This window comes from Parasphingorhabdus litoris DSM 22379 (assembly GCF_020906275.1).
In the GTDB taxonomy this organism is placed as follows: Bacteria; Pseudomonadota; Alphaproteobacteria; order Sphingomonadales; family Sphingomonadaceae; genus Parasphingorhabdus; species Parasphingorhabdus litoris.
In genome coordinates this window covers 1,927,439-1,945,554 of sequence record NZ_CP086727.1, presented here as the reverse complement: position 1 = coordinate 1,945,554, position 18,116 = coordinate 1,927,439, and the positions used below count along the sequence as shown (strand labels likewise).

Genomic DNA, 18,116 nt, shown 5'->3' with positions numbered 1-18,116 from the left:
TCTGCGGCCATTGTGCCGCCAAAAACCGGAAGTCAAAAATGACCGATAAATCAAACAATTTGCAAGATCTCTTTCTAAACTCTCTTCGTAAGTCAAAAATGCCAGTCACCATGTTTCTCGTAAAAGGAGTGAAACTGCAGGGCATTGTCACATGGTTTGACAATTTTTCCGTTTTGCTGCGGCGTGATGGCCAGTCACAACTGGTCTACAAGCATGCCATTTCTACGATCATGCCGTCACAAAGTCTCGATATGCAGGCTTTTTCTGATCTGATGGATCGTGCCAAGGCTAAAAATGGGGTCCTTCAAGAAGTTTTCCTGACAGCCGTTCGGGACAGTAATGATCCCGTCACCATGTTTCTCGTAAATGGTGTTATGCTTCAAGGTGAAGTTGCAGCTTATGATTTGTTCTGCATTTTGCTTGAACGAGAGGGCTTGGCGCAACTTGTTTACAAGCATGCAATTTCCACAATCCAGCCAAGTGGTGCCATCAATTTGGCCGATTACAATCACACCGATGAAGGCTCCCATTGATACCATTTGAAAAAAATGACCTAGACGGCACCAAAGACCTAGCAGTCATTATTCATCCCGACTTGGGAGCATTGAAGCAGAGCGCGCTAGACTATCGGTTGGAGGAAGCTATTGGTCTTGCGCTTGCAATTGGCCTTGAAACTGCGTCTGCACGATATTTCTCGGTTCGCAATCCAAAACCGGGCACGCTATTTGGCTCAGGGCAGGTTGGGCAGATCAGGACAATATTGGCGCAGGAAAATGCCAACATACTGATCGTAGACGGTACTTTAAGTGCGATACAACAACGCAATTTGGAAGAAGAGCTCAAGGTCAAGGTTATTGATCGTACCGGTCTGATACTAGAGATTTTCGGTGCCAGGGCTGCGACGGCGGAGGGTCGTCTGCAGGTCGAATTGGCGCATCTCGATTATCAAGCTGGGCGGCTTGTGCGCAGCTGGACTCACTTGGAACGTCAGCGTGGCGGCTTTGGTTTTTTGGGCGGTCCTGGCGAGACTCAAATCGAATCTGATCGACGGATGATCCGCGATCGCATGGCAAAACTGCGTAAAGATCTCTCCCATTTACGGAAAACCCGAACGCTTCATCGCTCACGGCGTCAAAAAGCGCCGTGGCCCGTAATTGCACTGGTTGGTTATACAAACGCTGGAAAGTCGACACTTTTCAACCGTTTGACCGGCGCAGAAGTGTTGGCTGAAGATTTGCTATTTGCGACACTAGATCCAACCATGCGGCAGTTTCCACTGCCGGGCTATGATAAGGCGATTATGTCGGATACGGTTGGGTTCGTATCTGACCTTCCCACACAATTGGTAGCAGCTTTCCGAGCAACACTGGAAGAGGTGACCGCAGCCGATGTAATAATCCACGTTAGAGATATATCTCATACGTCCAGCGAAGGGCAGGCGAGAGACGTTGAGCAAATTCTGCAGGATTTGGGCGTTGAGCTGCAGGATGGGGAGGGTGTCCCTATCGTCGAAGCTTGGAACAAGATTGATCTGATAAACTCAGACGAGCCAAATGCTGTGAAACTGCCCAAACATATTCCTGACAATGTCTGCTTGATATCAGCTGTTACAGGTGAGGGGATAGATAATCTGATCGAGATGATAACAGAAAATCTGTCACGAAATCACAATATAGAAACTGTGACGCTACCAGTTTCTGACGGAAAACGTCTGGCATGGTTGCATGAACATGGCCGCGTTTTGGAATCGGAACAAGCTAATGATGATCTGGTGCTGGCGGTGCAGATGTCCAATAGAAACTGGGGGCGTTTCCATTCGCTCTAAAGTGACGTTTTGGCCCTTTGCCACTCTTCTTCCAGTTCATCGATCGACATGTCGTTCATGTCTTGTGAAACAGACTTCTCGACTTTTCTAAAGCGCTGCGAGAATTTTTCTGTCGCTTCGGTCAAGGCCTGTTCGGCATCAACCCGATAGTGCCGCGCAAGATTTACTGCCGAGAATAACAGGTCACCAATTTCCTCATGAATTTCGTCTTCGCTTTTGGCTTGCTCTACCTCATCAAGTTCTTCGAGCAGCTTGGCTTTGACCGGTGCCTTATCAGGCCAGTCAAAACCGACACGGGCGGCACGTTTTTGAATTTTCTGTGCACGCAGTAGAGCGGGCAGGGCCAAGGCAACGCCATCCAATGCGCTCGAATTGCCGGTTTCTATGCGTTCGGCGGCTTTTATCTCTTCCCAGCCTGGGCTTTCCTGTTTTTCTCCAAAGATATGCGGATGCCGCCTTATCATTTTCTCGCAGATAGCATGGACGACATCCTCAAACGAGAAATGGCCTTTATCTGATGCAATCTGGCTGTGGAAAACTACCTGTAGTAACAAATCGCCGAGCTCGTCTTTGAGCGCGTCCATGTCCTTTCGCGTTATAGCATCAGCGACTTCATATGCTTCTTCGATTGTGTAGGGCGCAATCGTTTCAAAAGTTTGGACTGTATCCCATTCGCAACCAGTATCTGGGTCGCGTAGGCGGCGCATGACTTCGAGAAGAGGGGAAATCAACTAACTATCCATTCCAATATTAAAAAGATTGATAATATATATTATGTTAAATTATTCTCTACGTGCGCGGGCGGGCGGTTCCAATATCATCTCACCCTGTTCTACCCGCCAACTCTTCATTTCGGACAGAAAATTCATTCCAAGTACATTAGAATCGCCAAATGCCTCGGCCACCACGATTGGTAGGTCCAAAGCCATCATTGGTCCAACACGCAAAGATTGTATCTTTCCACGCTGCGCTTCAACTGTACCATTGGCTGTATCCAGATATGTTGGGAAACCACCTTCATTGATTTCAACTTTTGCAGCACGGGCGGTTTTCAAAGTCATCGCGGTCGTTGTAGCGCCGCTGTCGATCAAAAACCGCACAGGCATGCCGTTAACTTCTGCGTCCGCCCAATAATGACCATCAGCCGATTGGCGGATTTTCAATGTATCACCCACGACTTGCTGGTCATTTGCGCCGGTTAGTTCTCCTGTAACTTTGTTCCAGACGCCGACAATTTCATGTTGATATGAAAAAATGACAATAAAGATCGCGAAAATCACCACCCAGCTTAGTGCTGAACGGACAATCTCGCCAAAACCAATGCGCCGCGAAAACAGCGCACTACCCACCAGTACCAAGGCACCGATTGCAAAAACCAGGTTTATGTTTTGATCTTCCGTCACAACTAAATCTCTATCACATAACCATCATATGCTGGGCGAATATCTTTCGGCAATATGGAACAAAGATGATTATAGTCCATCGATTTGTCCATATGCGTAAGCAAGCTCAAACCAGGCTTCACGGCGTTAATGAATTCAAGCGTCATTGCCAAATGAGCATGGGTCGGATGTGGCTTTTCACGTAAGGCGTCGACGACAAAGACATCACTATTCGAAAAGATATTGCGCATGCCGTCTGTCACTTCGCCAAAATCGGTCGCATAGGAAATGGACTTTCCGTCATGTTCAAACCGGAGCCCTGCAGAAGTTATTCCCCCATGGGGTTGGTCAACGGTTTTTACTCGGATATCTCCGAATTCAGTTACGTTTTCGAGAATATGGCCATCGCAGATGGAAGGATAATATTTGTGACCTTCAAAGGCATATTTGAAACGGCGTTTTAAACTATCTAGTGCAAAATCACGCGCATAGGCAGGAATCGGTTCACGTTTCTTCTGAAAAACCTGTCTCAAGTCATCAATGCCATGGCAATGATCGGCATGGTCATGCGTCCAAATGACGTGATCTATTGAATCAATACCACAGGCCAGAAATTGAAAACGTAAATCGGGAGATGTGTCGACCAATATACGAGTGGTCGAGCTTTCGACGATGATAGACACCCTGCTCCGCCGGTTTTTGGATTCATTTGGATCGCAATCGCCCCAGTCATTGCCAATTCGCGGCACACCAGAAGACGTGCCACAGCCCAGAATAATCAACTTTAGAGCCAAAACTAAGGACGTGCCTTGTTGAACAAATTGTAGAAATTCTCTGTGGTTACCCCGCAAAGTTCAGAATAGCTTTCTCCACGTAAGTCAGCGAGAAATCTAGCCGTATCGGCAACAAAAGCTGGCTCGCCCGTCTTACCACGATGCGGTACAGGTGCTAAAAAAGGAGCATCTGTCTCGACCAGCAAACGATCCGGAGGTAGTTCCGCCGCCGTAGCCTGCAAATCTTTGGCGTTTTTGAAAGTTACAATACCCGAGATTGAGATATAAAGCCCTAAATCCAAAGCCTTATGAGCAAAATCTTCGCTGGCCGTGAAGCAGTGTATGACGCCGGTATAGGCACCCTGCTCCATTTCTTCGGCTAAAATGGCGGCCGTATCTTCTTCAGCATCTCGCGTATGCACGATGATCGGTAATCCGGTTTCGCGTGCGGCATGTATATGCGTCCGAAAACTTTGCCTCTGCTGATCGCGATCGCTGTGATCATAATAATAGTCTAAGCCGGTTTCACCGATGGCGACGACGCGTTTATGTTCGGCTTCTTTGACCAATTTGGCCAAATCAATGTCAGGATGGGCGTCGGCCTCGTGGGGATGGATGCCTATACTGGACCAAACATCGCTCTCACGTTCTGCTGTGGCAACTATATCTCGCCACTCGCTTTCACGAGTTGAAATGTTCAGCATAGCAGTAACGCCGCTGCCGCGTGCGCGATCAAGCACAGCACTCTGATCTTCGACCAAACCTTTGTAATTTAGGTGGCAGTGGCTGTCGACGAGCATTGGTCTAACCTTCCGCTTGAGATGCTGGCATTTCCAGACGTGGAAAGACTCCGTTCGGAGCTGGAAGGGTCAGTCCGGACTCGATAGCATTCCCCATGTCACAAAATGATCGTTTGTCAGGGCTCTGCGACAGCAGGCCCAGCATCTTGTCACAACTCTCTGGAATGACCCAACGAAGCATTATAGCAAGCTGACGAATAGATTCCGCCGTGTAGTAGAGTACCGTATCAGCTCGCGCAGGATCAGTTTTCCGCAAAGCCCAAGGGGCCTGATCTGCAAAATATTGATTTGTCGCGCTGAGCCTCTCGCGCAGCAGATCAATGGCTGCGTGGATCGGATATTCGCCATTACCCATCAGTGATCTTATATCCGTGAAACAGGATTCCAATTCGCCAATAAGCTGTTCTTCTGCATCGGTTTTTTCGCCTGCTATCGGTATTTTTCCATCACAGTTTTTGGCGATCATCGAGAGACTGCGCTGTGCTAGATTTCCGAAATTATTGGCAAGATCTGCATTTGTCTTTGTAACGATCATGTCTGCGGAATAGCTTCCATCTTTTCCGAAAATCACTTCGGACAAAAGGAAATAGCGCAATTGATCCACACCAAAAGCGTCAGCAAGTGCGATCGGATCCACCACATTGCCAACTGATTTGGACATTTTTTCTCCACGGTTGAGTAAAAAACCATGCCCAAATACCTGCTTGGGTAATGGCAAATCCGCACTCATCAGAAAAGCGGGCCAGTAAATGGTATGAAAACGCACAATATCTTTACCGATAATGTGATTGATATCGCCACCGTTTGACCAGAATTTCGGATAAAGCTCTGTTTTGTCTGGATAACCCAGACCTGTAAGATAGTTAGTCAGAGCATCGACCCAGACATACATGACATGATTTTCGCTGTCGGGTACTTTCACGCCCCAGTCGAAACTGGTGCGAGAGATCGACAAGTCTTTGAGGCCGCCTTCGACAAATTTGATCATCTCATTGCGCCGGCTATCAGGCTTGAGGAATCCTGGATTTTCCTTGAAAAGCTTCAGCAATGGTTCCTGATATTTGGATAGACGAAAGAACCAGCTCTCTTCAACGGTCCATTCGACCGGTGTACCTTGGGGTGACAGCTTTTCCCTGTTTCCCCCTTCCCCTTCGGCCTCTATCAACTCGCTTTCGTCATAATAGGCCTCGTCGCGAACGGAGTACCAGCCCTCATATTTGTCGAGATACAGGTCACCCTTATCTTGCATTGCTTGCCATATGGCTTGGCTGGCTTTGTGGTGATCGGCTTCGGTGGTGCGGATAAAACGATCATAAGACACGTTAAGTTTATCGCACATCACAATGAATTGATTTGCCATTTCATCGGCAAGATCTTGAGGCGATTTACCCTTTTCGTTGGCAGCCTGCGCCATTTTTAGACCATGCTCATCTGTTCCCGTTTGAAAGCGAACTTCTCGGCCAGACAATCGTTGGAACCGCGCAATAGCATCTGTTGCGATGGCTTCATAAGCATGGCCGATATGTGGTGGACCATTGGGGTAGCTTATCGCCGTTGTTATGTAAAAAGGCTGAGACATGATGGGCTTTCTCGAATCTTGAACGGCGCTGCCGATTATCGCTTCTCTTTATGCGCGCCTGTCGGGTTCGGCAAGCGATCCCATCAAGCTGCCTAAACGAAATATGACGGCCTGATTGTCGAGCGCTTTGGGAACGGCCATCGCAGCTAGATCGCAAGCCTCTTTCCACGTATCTATGGATTTAAAAGATGGATTGTTCGCAGGTGGGACTGCTTCAGCTTTAATATGTTGTGCAATCATGCTCGGTGCTCGAGACAAAAATGCCTGATATCTTGGTGTTGCCGCTTTTAGAGATAATTTGCGCGCAAGATCACTCTTGATTTGATTGTTTCTGTCGCCCGTGTGCATGATATCGCGAGCCAGACTTTCCAATTCAGCGAGACCGGCATCAATATATTGCAAAGCCTTACCTGGTGCACCTTCACCTGCTGCTATTAATGCGCTCAGTTCATCCTGAGGCAATTCGGGAGAAATCGTTGTCAGAACGCGCTCCATTTGACTGTCGTTAAGAGGATCGAAGCGCAAAATCTGGCACCGTGACCTGATAGTCGGGAGTAGGCGCTCAGGCGTATGGCTGACTAGCAGAAAAATAGTATTTTCCGGCGGTTCTTCGAGATTTTTGAGCAAAGCATTGGCACCGCCACGTTCAAGATCATCAATCGCATCAATGACGACAACACGGTACCGGGAAATGGAAGCCTGTGTGGAGAAAAGCGATTGAAGGCTCCGAATTTGAGCAATTGAGATATTGCGCTTTAGTTCATGCTCTTCGAGGGAGGCTATCCCTTCTTCACGCGCCTTTTTGTCCTCTTTGTCGGTTTTTCCGCCGCGTTGGACAAGCCTGAAGTCGGGGTGAGAGCCCGCTGCGAGAAGCTTGGCGCTTTGGCTCATATCGTTCAGGTCAAAACCATCACTGGTCGATAATTCTCTGGCCTGCGAGTCCAACAAAAACTGAGCTGCTTGCTTTGCAAAGCCGGCTTTCCCAACTCCCTTCGGTCCGGCTAATATCCACGCGTGATGCAGCGTTCCCTTATCATAAGACTGACGGAATATGCGCTGTGCTTTCTCATGACCTAGGAATGACGTCATGCCGTCAACCTATCAGATCGTTTAAGATGTGCATAATATCTGTTGTAACATCTTCCGGTGATTGCGCAGCATCAATTAGCTTCACGCGGTCAGGTTCATCTTTTGCATATTCCCGAAATTTGGCCATCACGGAATGATGATAGTCACTGTCACGCCCTCCTATGCGATCGCTGTCACCGCGATCACGTGCTTCTGCACGGCGTGCGGCGACTTCCTCTGGCAAATCTAGAATGAATGTACGATCCGGCATCAAGCCGCCACTGCCGACTTTGTGGAGCGCCATAATGTCAGCGTCATTCAATAGTCCGCTAACGCTTTGATAAGCGCGACTACTGTCAATGAAACGATCACTTACGATCCACTCTCCTCTTTCGAGAGCTGGTACGACCAGGGACTGGCAATGCTCCGCTCGTGCAGCAGCAAAAAGCAAGGCTTCCGTGCGCATGTTCCATTTATCTTCATGGCCCGTAAGCAAGAGATCTCGGATTATTTCTGCACCTGGTGTCCCACCTGGCTCACGAGTAAGGTGAACAGTGATACCCTTACTTTCTAACGAACGGGCTAACGCTTTGGCTTGTGTGGACTTACCAGTCCCCTCCCCACCTTCCAGGCTTATGAAACGTCCAATCATGTTTCTATCCAATGCCAAATAGCGATTTCAGTCCAATCCAGACACGTCCAAAAAAGCCGGCTTCATCAATTGCCTCAGCCGCAACCAACGGCATAGATTGTTCGCCGGAATCTGCTGTGGAAACGATCAGCGTTGCAATTGCTTGACCTTTTTCGATCGGAGCCTTGATAGGTCCATTATATCTTACCTTCATGGAATACTCACCGTCCGAACCTTTTGGCAAAGTGGCAAAAAGATCTTTTGGTGCAAGAAGGTCTACTGAAGAAGAGTCACCCAACTGAATTTCTGCAGTCTGGACTTTTGCTCCTTTTTTAAACAGGGCTCTCTGTTCCCAGGCGTTAAAGCCCCAATTCATGAACTTTACGGATTCTGCACTGCGGCCGCTATAGCTGTTGAGACCGGCCAATACGGAAACAATCCGCCGCCCTTTTTGTTCTGCAGATCCCGTAAATCCAAAGCCAGCCTCTTCAGTATGGCCGGTCTTCAAACCATCGGCTCCCGCGATCTTGCCGAGCAAAGGATTGCGATTGGGTTGCGTGATTGGCTCTCCGCTGTTCGTTTTGCCCCATGTGAATTCGGTAAGTCCGAAAAAGTCCTTATAAAGCCCAGGAAAATCGTCGTAGAGACGCTTGCCAAGCATACCCAGGTCGCGTGCAGTCACCATTGTTTTACCTTCATCAGGCCATCCGGTACTGTTTCCAAACCGGCTGTTCTTCATCCCGATACGTTTGGCCGTTTTGGTCATTATGTCCGCGAAGTTTTCCTCGGTGCCCGCAATCTCTTCCGCAAGAACTACGCTCGCGTCATTGCCAGAAAGCGTGATGACACCATGTAACAAGTCTTTGACCGTCGGTTGGTCGTTCACGCCCAGAAACATAGTAGATCCCTGTCCTTGCCACTTTTGCCAAGTAGCGCGTTGGATATTCACCTTTTTATCGAGCTCCAGCTTGCCTTTCGCTATTTGATCAAATGCCACATAAACAGTCATCATTTTGGCCATCGATGCTGGTGGGATCTGCTTGTCGGCATTTTTTTCGAACAAAATGGCGCCCGATGACAGGTCCGTCATATAGGCTATGGGTGCTTCCGTTTCATATTTCGGCGCCGCTATGGCAATGGAAGAAATAGCGATAAGTGGCAGTGAAGCCAAATAGATCTTGTTCATCAATATCCCGGTTTCAAATCAGTAAAGGCATCCTGCACCTGGCTAGTTTGCCCGCAGGATTCTCGCTTCGTTATAGCCGCGCTTTTGTGCCTGTGCGAGTCCCGCTTTTGCATCATCTGTCGTTGCATAAGGACCGTAACGAACCCGCCAAATGCTACCATTTGCACCAGATATTACCTTAGCTCCGATTTGCCGGGCCAGGGCGTCTGCACGTGCTTTGTTTGAGAAGGCTGCAACTTGGACAACATATTGACCCGATGAAGAGGTCTTTTTTGTTGGAGAAGGTTTAGGCTTTGAAACAGTGGGTTTCCCGGCCTGTTCGACGATGAATTTGCCGGCATTTTTTTGTGAAGATATCGGAACATTATTTGATACCGGAACATAAGAAGCACCAACGCCGCTATTGTTGACTTGCGCAGTCTCAACCGGTCGAGATATCTGTCGATCGGGCGCTTTTGCAGTGGGCAGCTTGGCGAGATTTTTCCGAAGGATGGACAATAGTGAATCCGGTGTATCAATGCGTTGGGTTGCAGCCGCACCGCTGCGAAGCACAGCCCGTTCCTGTTCGTTAGGATTCACCTTTCGCACGCGAACGCCAGCAACGCCTTTGCGATCAATGCCAAGTTGTTTTGCAGCGCCATGTGACAAGTCAATCAGACGATCATTTGCAAAAGGTCCGCGATCATTTACCCGAACGAGGATTGTACGCCCGGTGTCCAAGGCGGTAACCTCGACATAGGTTGGAAGCGGCAGGGTTTTGTGCGCTGCGCTTATTCCGTCGGGATTGAAGGTTTCTCCATTGGCGGTTGAATTTCCGGCAAGTTCTTGCCCATACCAGCTGGCATATCCAACCTCGTCATAGCTGGCGACGTCTTCCGGTGTGTAGGTTTTTCCGCCCACTGCATAAGGCTTTCCAATTTTGACCGGAAAATCTGATATAGCGGTTGCAATCGGAGCCGAGGAAGCGCGTGATATCCGATTGTCAGTATTGTCATTAATGCCGTCGATCGAACCACAACTTGTAAGAAGCGCTGTAAATGCAGTTGCCTGAAATACTCTATTTGCGAATTTCATCTGCCAACAACCCCACTGATAACGCATAAAAATTTGAGCAATTATAATCTAATATCACACGGTAATTTCCGGTTAGTAAATATGCCGTTTTCCCCGGTCCATCGGGCTCAAGCAGCGTGGCCATAGTGCTATCCTTGAGACTGCGCCCAGATTTTGGTGCCAAACCCAGAGCGCGCCACTCAGCCATAGTCTTCCACTGGCTGTGGCGTTCATGCACCCGTGGGCATCTTACGGCTTTGGTTTTGTTTTCTATAGAAGCGCGACTAAGTGATGCCGGAACGCGAACAGCGATACCCCAAGGCTCTCCTCTTCTCCAGCCAGCGTTCACAAAATAATTCGCAATTGATGCGACCGCGTCAAATTCACTGTTCCAAATGTCCGCATATCCGTCTCCGCTGCCATCCTTGGCCAGCTTGAGGTAAACAGACGGCAAGAATTGCGGCTTACCCATGGCCCCTGCCCAACTGCCTTTCATAGCTGATTGTGGAACACCATTATCAATCATCTTTAGAACTGCCAAAAATTCTGCCTCAAATAGCGTCCGTCTTCTGCCCTCATACGCGAGTGTTGCGAGCGCTCGGGGGATATCAAAATTTCCGGTGATCCGACCATAGTTCGTCTCATGCCCATAAATGGCCATAATCATTGGACCAGGAACGCCAGTTTCTCGTTCGACTTCAGCAAGTTTCGAAATCAGCTGACGATATTTGGCTTTCCCACCATTGATCCGAGCTGCATCGACATGTCGGCGCTTATAGGGTGCAAATGGTGGAATCGCGCTATTGGGCCGACCGCCAGGCTGCGATTGATCCAACTGAATAACGCGAGGGTTGTAGGTAAGCCCCGGTAAGACCCTGTCCAAAGTCCTTTGGCTGACTCCCTGTTGAAGCGCTTTACGGCCAACCTGCTGCATGTAGTTGTCAAAGCTCGTAGACGACTGGGCGATGGCTGAGTTGTTGCTGATACTGGAGGGTAAAGTAAGAAATGCAAGTGTGCCAAAAGCAATTGCAAAGGTGAAACGCATGGAAAACTTCCCTTCTTCAATATGTTATCGCACAAACCTGACTGCGGGGGAATCCCCAAATATCGCAATTTGCAAACCAGTTATCCGATAAGCGATCGGAAACTCCGCTATAGCATGGCTTTTCGAGATGGTTCATTTTTTTGGTAAATTTAGCGTCCTACAGATCCAGAAAAATTCGCCATAAAATCTTTGCGCTTTTGAAGGGAGGACGCTAGTAGGCGTTCGGCTAGAGCGGACAGGTGGCAGAGTGGTCGAATGCACCGGTCTTGAAAACCGGCGAGGGTGCAAGCTCTCCGTGGGTTCGAATCCCACCCTGTCCGCCAGCTATTTCAATTCAATCCTCGACCAGTTTTATGTGTTTGATGATCAAGTTCGTCTACAAACGGGACATGCTTCGTTCCCGATATGGCAAAGATGGTTTTTTGCTTTCCAAATCTAATGTCAAATAATACCGTAGCCCATTGTAAGATTGGAATTTAAAACAATGCGTTACCGGGCGGATATAGATGGGCTGAGAACGGTAGCTGTCATCCCAGTTGTATTATATCACGCAGGAATTGCGGGCTTTAGCGGCGGTTTTGTTGGCGTCGATATATTCTTTGTTATTTCTGGTTTTCTAATCACCAACGTCATTCAGTCGGACCTGGAGAAACAACAATTCTCCATAATCAATTTCTATGAGAGAAGGATCCGGCGAATATTTCCAGCGCTGGTGGTCGTTTTCGCGACTTCGTTGGCTATTGGCTATTTTCTTCAACGGCCAAACGAATTCAGCGACATGGCATTGAGCATAGTCGCGGCGTCGTTTTTTGTTTCAAATATCTTTTTCTGGAAAAGCACTAACTATTTCGCCACCGAGTCCATTGAAGCACCGATGTTGCATACATGGTCGCTTGCGGTCGAGGAACAATTCTACATATTTTTCCCGTTGCTACTAATCGTTCTGGCCAGGACAAATTTTCGAAAAATACCGCTGTTGACAGCCATCGCGGTTGTTTCTTTTATCGGTGCATCCGTGCTTGTTTTCTATAAGCAAAGCGCGACCTTTTATCTGCTTCCAACGCGCGCTTGGGAACTCTTAATCGGGGCACTGCTGGCTCTTGGGATCGTGCCGGAAATCAAGTCTGTTCAGATGCGAAAGGGTGCTGCTTTTCTGGGTGTGCTTCTCATTATTGTTCCCATTTTTACCTATACAGAGAAGACAGTATTCCCAGGGATTGCTGCGCTTCCTCCAACGATCGGAGCAGCATTGATCATTTGGAGCGGTACTATGGGAGGCGGGTTCGTTCATCAACTTTTGTCATCCCGGCCTTTCACCTTATGTGGTCAAGCATCCTATTCCTTGTATCTTTGGCATTTTCCGCTGTTGGCGTTTGCAATCTATGCTCGCGGTGGAGAGCTTAGTACTTTCGAAGCGTTGGTGGTTTGCGCGCTATCTCTTGTGCTTTCTTTGCTCTCACTGAAATTTGTCGAACGTCCATTCCGAAAAAGGCGGAGTCAGATCAAAGGCCGCAGTTTTGCTGTTCCAATTGCTGTGTCAGGGCTGTTGCTCGTCACAATCTCATCTTACGCCATTTATGCCTATCAAGGCATGCCGTCGCGGCTTGATGATCGTTCCGCCAAGTTTGTGCGCGTCAGCGATGATGAAACCCGACACCCCAAATCTTGCATGAGCCTCGACAACGTCATTGTTGATCCCGGTGACGCATGTTTGATGGGTGACCGGAGCACGGCTCCAAAGACCCTGCTTTGGGGCGATTCTCATGCAATGGTAACGGCCACATCAATGAACACTGCCGCGGTTTCGAAGAATCAATCTTTTCTGTTTGCGGCTACCGCTGATTGTCCACCAGGCGCAGACTTTGCCATTCGCCCTACGAGTGAATTGACATCCAGCCAGTCTTATCAGTTTTGCAATGATTATAATGCCAAAATGCTGGAATTGGCTATTAATGACAATGGGATTCAGACTGTTGTGCTTTCTTCACGTTGGACCAATTGGCGGATAGGCGAGGCTCATAATCCAGCTGAAGGCGATGTCGAAATCTTGCTTGAAGATGATTTGAGTGAAGCTAAGGAAAATGCGGATAACCGGCCGATATTTATCCGAGGCTTCACCAACCTAGTCGAGCAGCTAATTGCTGCAGATAAAGAGGTATATATCGTCGGACCGTTACCGGAACCTGTGTTTAACGTGCCATATCGGCTTTATCTTCAGAATCTTGGTTTGCAGCATGTCGATAAGAATATAACTCTAGAAAATTATAGCGAACGACATGCGGTCATTCTAAAAATCTTTGCAGAAATTTCAGATAAATACCCGGTTAAGTTCATATGGCCCCATGAAGCATTATGTGTTGATGACAAATGCCCGATTGTAGATGGTAATGAAGCGGTCTTTTTCGATCACAATCATTTGTCTGTCCATTCTGCGGAAAAAATTGCCTCGATTTACGAAGGTGTTTTTGATGTTAGCCAGTAGCGTCTCGGCTGTGGAGACGGATATCATAAGATTTCATATTGGCACGATTTCGACGCGGGGCTTGCAGGGCTGCGATTTTAGCGGTTAGAGCGAGGATGATATTTGTCGATATTAAATGAAACCGTTCAGGGCGCTTAGTGGGGAACAATGATGCGAGACGAAAAGCGCAAAGTTCATTCTATCCAGTTTTTGCGTTTTGTAGCAGCAACTCTAGTTGTTCTGTTTCATGCTCATTTGGCAATTTCAAATCGGTTGCTTCCCTCACCTGCTGATGAATATGAATTATATCTGTTTGGTTTCGGCGCGGTCGGCGTCCATATTTTCTTCGTTATCAGCGGATATATTATGGTTTTGACCAACTCGAAACCTGGTAAGAGTTTCGATGCCCCCCGTTTTTTCAAAAAACGGATCATCAGGATCTATCCCATCTATTGGTTGTTGCTCGCACTCTACATCATCGTAAATTCCATCATCGGAGATGGTTATGATTTTTCCGTTGGTGAATTGCTTGCTGCGTCGCTGTTAATTCCCGGTCATGCGTCGCTCGTAATTGGGCCGGCTTGGACTTTGTCGTTTGAAATGTATTTTTATCTGATATTTGGCGTCGCGCTTATGATTGGTCTGTTTCGCGGTATATTGATGCTGTCGGTTTTTTTCTGCGCAATGATCATGTTGGGGATCGCAGCAGGACCATTCCAACAGCCGCTGGCTATGGTCACCAGCAGTTTGTTGATTGAGTTTATCTTTGGCGCATGGATCGCCTATCTCACGATAAATTGGAAACTGCCACGATGGCTTGGTTTGGCTGCCATCCTTGGATCGATTGGCCTGTTTGCGGCAGGTTTGGCAGTTGGCTACGAAACACTTCCCAGCATAATTATATGGGGAATTCCCAGCGCACTTCTAATATTGGGTGTAGTGGTGGTCGAAGACTATCATGTTCCATCATTCGTACGGAAACTCTCTCCTTTGGGCGATAGTTCCTACACGCTCTATCTGGCTCATATATTGATGATTACGCTGCTAATTGCTGTTGCTAAACCCGCTGGACTTTCATCGGTCCCCATTTTGATCATGACGGCAATATTCGGTGCGATATCGGTTTATCTCTCTCATGTTTTCCATCTGAAAATAGAAGCACCAATGACCAGATTTCTGACTGAGTGGTCCGATGGAGGTTTTAAGTTTCGTCGGATGAGCCCGCGATAATGCCGCTGCCCGACTTTGCCTAGTAAGCGTTAGGGTGGATGAGCACCTTAGCCGTACCGAACAAGATGGTGACGTCTCTCCACATTCTCCAACCTTCAAGATATTCAAGATCGGATTGCAGTCTCGCTTCCAAATCTTCCTGATGATTTGTTGCACCACGAAAGCCTCTGATTTGTGCTAAACCTGTAATTCCAGGTTTTAAAGCATGGCGCAGCCAATAGCGCTGGTTGATCTCCCAGAAAAGCTTGTCACCAGCCAGGGAACCCAATGCGTGCGGACGTGGGCCGACAACACTCATCTCGCTGCGAAGCACATTTATCAGCTGCGGCAACTCATCAATGCTGGTCTTGCGAATAAAATTACCGACCCGTGTAATCCTCTGATCATTCAACCTTGTCGACTGGTCGCCGTTTTTGTCTCCATCTGCTGCTTGCATACTGCGGAATTTGTAGATGTTGAAAATGCGATTCCCCTGCCCCACCCTCGGTTGGCGGAACAAGACCGGGCCGGGGCTGTCCAACTTTATTGCAATAGCGACAATCAAAAGGAGCGGCGCCAAGAAAATCAGTAGTGGAATTGTGATCGCGAGATCAAATGCGCGCTTTTTGAGCCGATTGACGAGGCTCAATGTACCTCTGGACACAACCAATGTGTCTTTCCCGTCAAAATCTCCAAGGCCAATGGCGCCAAGATTATTGGCGCCGCCAACCAGCAATTCTCCGGTAACGTCAGAGCCTTTGAGGAACAAAGCCCAATCTGATCTGCGCTCTCTTGTGCACGCGACGATGATACGATCATATCCCTTTACGACTTCCGAAAGATGTGAAAGCATATGAGGGTCCATGGGATCAGGGTATAATTTCTCAGCTTGCGCATCGACGCAATACATGCCTTTTTCAAAAGCGATTGGCGGTACACCATCGATTATCAACAGCTGATCGATGACGATCCCGCGTAGTTTCCACCAGATGATTTGATGTACGATGAAACGCCCAACAGCCAATAAAATAGTGCTGGACGCAAATGCAAAGGCAAAGGCCAGACGAGAAATGTCGGTCCCGGTTTGAGAGAAAAATGTGAACATCATTACGATTAATGCTGTCGCAAAAAGCGCAGAAAACGGTCTCCGAACACTTTCTGAAAGGCTTTTCAGTGAGCCAATTGAATAAGAGTCTCTCGTGAAGGCGAACATCAGGAAGATCGGAACGACCAGCAAAACGATATGATAGCCTTGCGGTGATAGCCATTTATCTTCTCTCAGGAAGCTGGCCATCAGAAAGCCTGCGACTATGGCGGCGACATCGAGAATTTGTAGCAATGCATATAGAGACAGACGAACAGACTTAAGGGACCAGCGCTCCGCTGTCCGACTGTCCATTCGTTGTTCGGAAAAAGGGTAACTCTCGTTCAACTAACGCACCATATATCATCGCATAACCGTGCAACCCAGTTATTCGATAGAGCAAAAAGCGCCGTAAGGCCACAAACTAATGATTTGTTAACCTAAATCCTGCAACCCTATGATCTATTGCAGGTTTTTATAGAAAAATTAGCCATATTAGTGCTGCCAAAGCGGCCAGAAGCCCCAAATAGCCGACATAACGAGAAAGAGCTCCGAGGAGCTTCTCCGCTTTTGTCTCACTGATGATAGCGAATTTTTGATCAACAGTGTTGTGATCATCCGTATGAATTGAAACTGCCATATTTGCACGACCCCTCGCTAAAAAGCCGGTGCAACATTTGCCTATATCCGCATTTTTGCGTCTTATATCGGCTGAAGAACCGGTCTAATCAAAGGGGTTAAAGGCAACTAAACAACCCCTATAGCAACCATATTGATCAAAGTTGCAGGTATATGCAAATAGATTTTGCAAATTTTTCCAACAATTCATGACTTGAGTAAAAATAGGTTGGGAAAATTGCAGATTGCGATTGGCAGACAATAGTCATTTAGCGAGCGATGTAGAGGCCCAAAGCTATAAGCCCGCCCCACATAAATAGGCTGCTTGCAACTATTATCGAGATACTGGACAAGCCGCTATATTTTTCAAACGGTTGAGCTTCAGCATGATCGACATATTGTGCTTCCAGCTGCTGTTGCAATTGCCGTGCTGGCGATGCTGTATATTGAGTCGACGATCCATTTACAGAAGCTACGTTCGCACCGTCTTTGACATTTTTCGTTTCTTTCTCAGCAATGAAACTATCGTCATATCGGATTTTTCGTGCATGCATATGTGGGCCTCCGAAAAGGAGATTGCCCCGAAACTGGTTTCCCAATCGTTAATGCATGAAAATTCCAGAAGAAATCAGAATTGGAGTAAATTTAAAGGGGTAGCTCCAGTCGCCCAACCAGATCATAAAAAAGGGCCGACCCCTTCGGACCGGCCCTTTTGTAATTTCCAATTTGATTTACTTAAGCTGGCGCAAGAGCAACTTTGCTCGAACGACGGCGGCGCATCGCTGTGCCAATTGCTCCAAAGCCAAAGATCATGAACGCCCATGTGGCTGGTTCAGGAACAGCGTTTACAGCAAAGTTATCAAATTCGAATGAGTTCTTTTCTGATGAAAATTGCAGTTTTTTCGCAGAACCCAGGTCACCATCGGTGAAGCTAAGCGTTACAATCGGATTGAGCTCTTCTGTTGTATATGGCAAACCACCAGGAGCGCCAAAATCTAGAAGCTGCTTACCGGTCAACGAAAAGATGACGCTGTCGCTTGCATCGAGAACGTTCAGAACGTTGTTGAAATCTACAGAACCCCAAATGAAGCTAATGGCTGCCAAATCGCCAGGAATGCCGCTCAAATCAAGCGTTTCAGGGCTGCCTAACAATGGGCCAACCGCGCCGTAGTTACCTGATGCGCCGAGAGGCTCGGTGAACTCACCTGAAACAGTTCCGGATACGATAGCACCCGTAAACTCAGGGGTTGGGGTGTCAAAGTCTATGACCGGAGCAACACCACTATAAACCGCGTCGCCGGGGGCATATGAAAGAACGATAGCTGCATTAGCGGACGTAGAGCAAAGTAATGCGCCTAGTCCTGCTGCTTTTGCGAAATTTTTTAGCGACATAAAACTGAAC

Annotated in this window: 18 protein-coding genes and 1 tRNA gene; 5 read left to right on the top strand and 14 right to left on the bottom strand. The window is 47.9% G+C overall.

Annotation, left to right across the window (positions count from 1 at the left end):
• The first annotated feature begins 38 nt into the window (after window positions 1-38).
• Window positions 39-533, top strand: coding sequence for an RNA chaperone Hfq (hfq, locus tag BS29_RS09465; protein ID WP_229953420.1), 495 nt, complete (start codon window positions 39-41; stop codon window positions 531-533).
• Window positions 530-1,825, top strand: coding sequence for a GTPase HflX (gene hflX / locus BS29_RS09460; RefSeq protein WP_407673683.1), 1,296 nt, complete (start codon window positions 530-532; stop codon window positions 1,823-1,825). Before hfq ends, hflX begins: the two co-directional genes overlap by 4 nt.
• On the opposite strand, the gene mazG is transcribed toward hflX, so the two are convergent.
• The 10 genes from mazG to BS29_RS09410 form a co-directional block, all read right to left on the bottom strand.
• Entirely contained in the window at window positions 1,822-2,532 is a 711-nt protein-coding gene (mazG, locus tag BS29_RS09455) for a nucleoside triphosphate pyrophosphohydrolase (protein ID WP_229953419.1), read from the bottom strand. The genes hflX and mazG overlap by 4 nt on opposite strands.
• Window positions 2,533-2,607: 75 nt before the next feature.
• Entirely contained in the window at window positions 2,608-3,228 is a 621-nt protein-coding gene (locus BS29_RS09450; RefSeq protein WP_229953418.1) for a retropepsin-like aspartic protease family protein, read from the bottom strand.
• A 2-nt stretch (window positions 3,229-3,230) separates the two neighbouring features.
• A complete protein-coding gene (locus BS29_RS09445) occupies window positions 3,231-4,001 on the bottom strand; it encodes an MBL fold metallo-hydrolase (RefSeq protein WP_229953417.1) in 771 nt (256 codons plus the stop codon).
• Between the two features lie 2 nt (window positions 4,002-4,003).
• Entirely contained in the window at window positions 4,004-4,780 is a 777-nt protein-coding gene (locus BS29_RS09440) for a TatD family hydrolase (RefSeq protein WP_229953416.1), read from the bottom strand.
• Between the two features lie 4 nt (window positions 4,781-4,784).
• Window positions 4,785-6,359 (bottom strand): methionine--tRNA ligase, encoded by a 1,575-nt coding sequence (gene metG / locus BS29_RS09435; protein WP_229953415.1) that lies wholly within the window; start codon window positions 6,357-6,359, stop codon window positions 4,785-4,787.
• Window positions 6,360-6,407: 48 nt separating this feature from the next.
• Entirely contained in the window at window positions 6,408-7,448 is a 1,041-nt protein-coding gene (locus BS29_RS09430) for an AAA family ATPase (protein WP_229953414.1), read from the bottom strand.
• A gap of 4 nt (window positions 7,449-7,452) precedes the next feature.
• Entirely contained in the window at window positions 7,453-8,079 is a 627-nt protein-coding gene (tmk, locus tag BS29_RS09425) for a dTMP kinase (RefSeq protein WP_229953413.1), read from the bottom strand.
• A gap of 4 nt (window positions 8,080-8,083) precedes the next feature.
• The gene (locus BS29_RS09420; RefSeq protein WP_229953412.1) at window positions 8,084-9,244 is read right to left on the bottom strand and encodes a D-alanyl-D-alanine carboxypeptidase family protein; all 1,161 of its coding nucleotides are present in this window, start codon (window positions 9,242-9,244) and stop codon (window positions 8,084-8,086) included.
• Between the two features lie 42 nt (window positions 9,245-9,286).
• Window positions 9,287-10,318, bottom strand: coding sequence for a septal ring lytic transglycosylase RlpA family protein (locus tag BS29_RS09415; protein ID WP_229953411.1), 1,032 nt, complete (start codon window positions 10,316-10,318; stop codon window positions 9,287-9,289).
• The gene (locus BS29_RS09410; protein ID WP_407673681.1) at window positions 10,302-11,342 is read right to left on the bottom strand and encodes a lytic murein transglycosylase; all 1,041 of its coding nucleotides are present in this window, start codon (window positions 11,340-11,342) and stop codon (window positions 10,302-10,304) included. Before BS29_RS09410 ends, BS29_RS09415 begins: the two co-directional genes overlap by 17 nt.
• 233 nt (window positions 11,343-11,575) lie before the next feature.
• Here BS29_RS09410 and BS29_RS09405 point away from each other — a divergent pair.
• The 3 genes from BS29_RS09405 (at window position 11,576) to BS29_RS09395 (ending at window position 15,033) form a co-directional block, all read left to right on the top strand.
• Window positions 11,576-11,665: transfer RNA gene (locus tag BS29_RS09405), tRNA-Ser, on the top strand.
• Between the two features lie 161 nt (window positions 11,666-11,826).
• Entirely contained in the window at window positions 11,827-13,824 is a 1,998-nt protein-coding gene (locus BS29_RS09400; RefSeq protein ID WP_229953410.1) for an acyltransferase family protein, read from the top strand.
• 147 nt (window positions 13,825-13,971) lie between these two features.
• Window positions 13,972-15,033, top strand: a complete 1,062-nt coding sequence (locus tag BS29_RS09395; RefSeq protein ID WP_229953409.1) for an acyltransferase family protein — start codon at window positions 13,972-13,974, stop codon at window positions 15,031-15,033.
• Between the two features lie 19 nt (window positions 15,034-15,052).
• On the opposite strand, the gene BS29_RS09390 is transcribed toward BS29_RS09395, so the two are convergent.
• The 4 genes from BS29_RS09390 to BS29_RS09375 all read right to left on the bottom strand — a co-directional run bounded on the left by BS29_RS09390 (window position 15,053) and on the right by BS29_RS09375 (window position 18,106).
• Window positions 15,053-16,411, bottom strand: coding sequence for a sugar transferase (locus tag BS29_RS09390; protein WP_229953408.1), 1,359 nt, complete (start codon window positions 16,409-16,411; stop codon window positions 15,053-15,055).
• 160 nt (window positions 16,412-16,571) lie between these two features.
• On the bottom strand, window positions 16,572-16,736 hold the full coding sequence (locus tag BS29_RS09385) for a hypothetical protein (protein ID WP_229953407.1): 165 nt from the start codon (window positions 16,734-16,736) through the stop codon (window positions 16,572-16,574).
• A 247-nt stretch (window positions 16,737-16,983) separates the two neighbouring features.
• On the bottom strand, window positions 16,984-17,268 hold the full coding sequence (locus tag BS29_RS09380) for a hypothetical protein (RefSeq protein ID WP_229953406.1): 285 nt from the start codon (window positions 17,266-17,268) through the stop codon (window positions 16,984-16,986).
• Between the two features lie 181 nt (window positions 17,269-17,449).
• On the bottom strand, window positions 17,450-18,106 hold the full coding sequence (locus tag BS29_RS09375; RefSeq protein ID WP_229953405.1) for a PEPxxWA-CTERM sorting domain-containing protein: 657 nt from the start codon (window positions 18,104-18,106) through the stop codon (window positions 17,450-17,452).
• Between the last annotated feature and the right edge of the window lie 10 nt (window positions 18,107-18,116).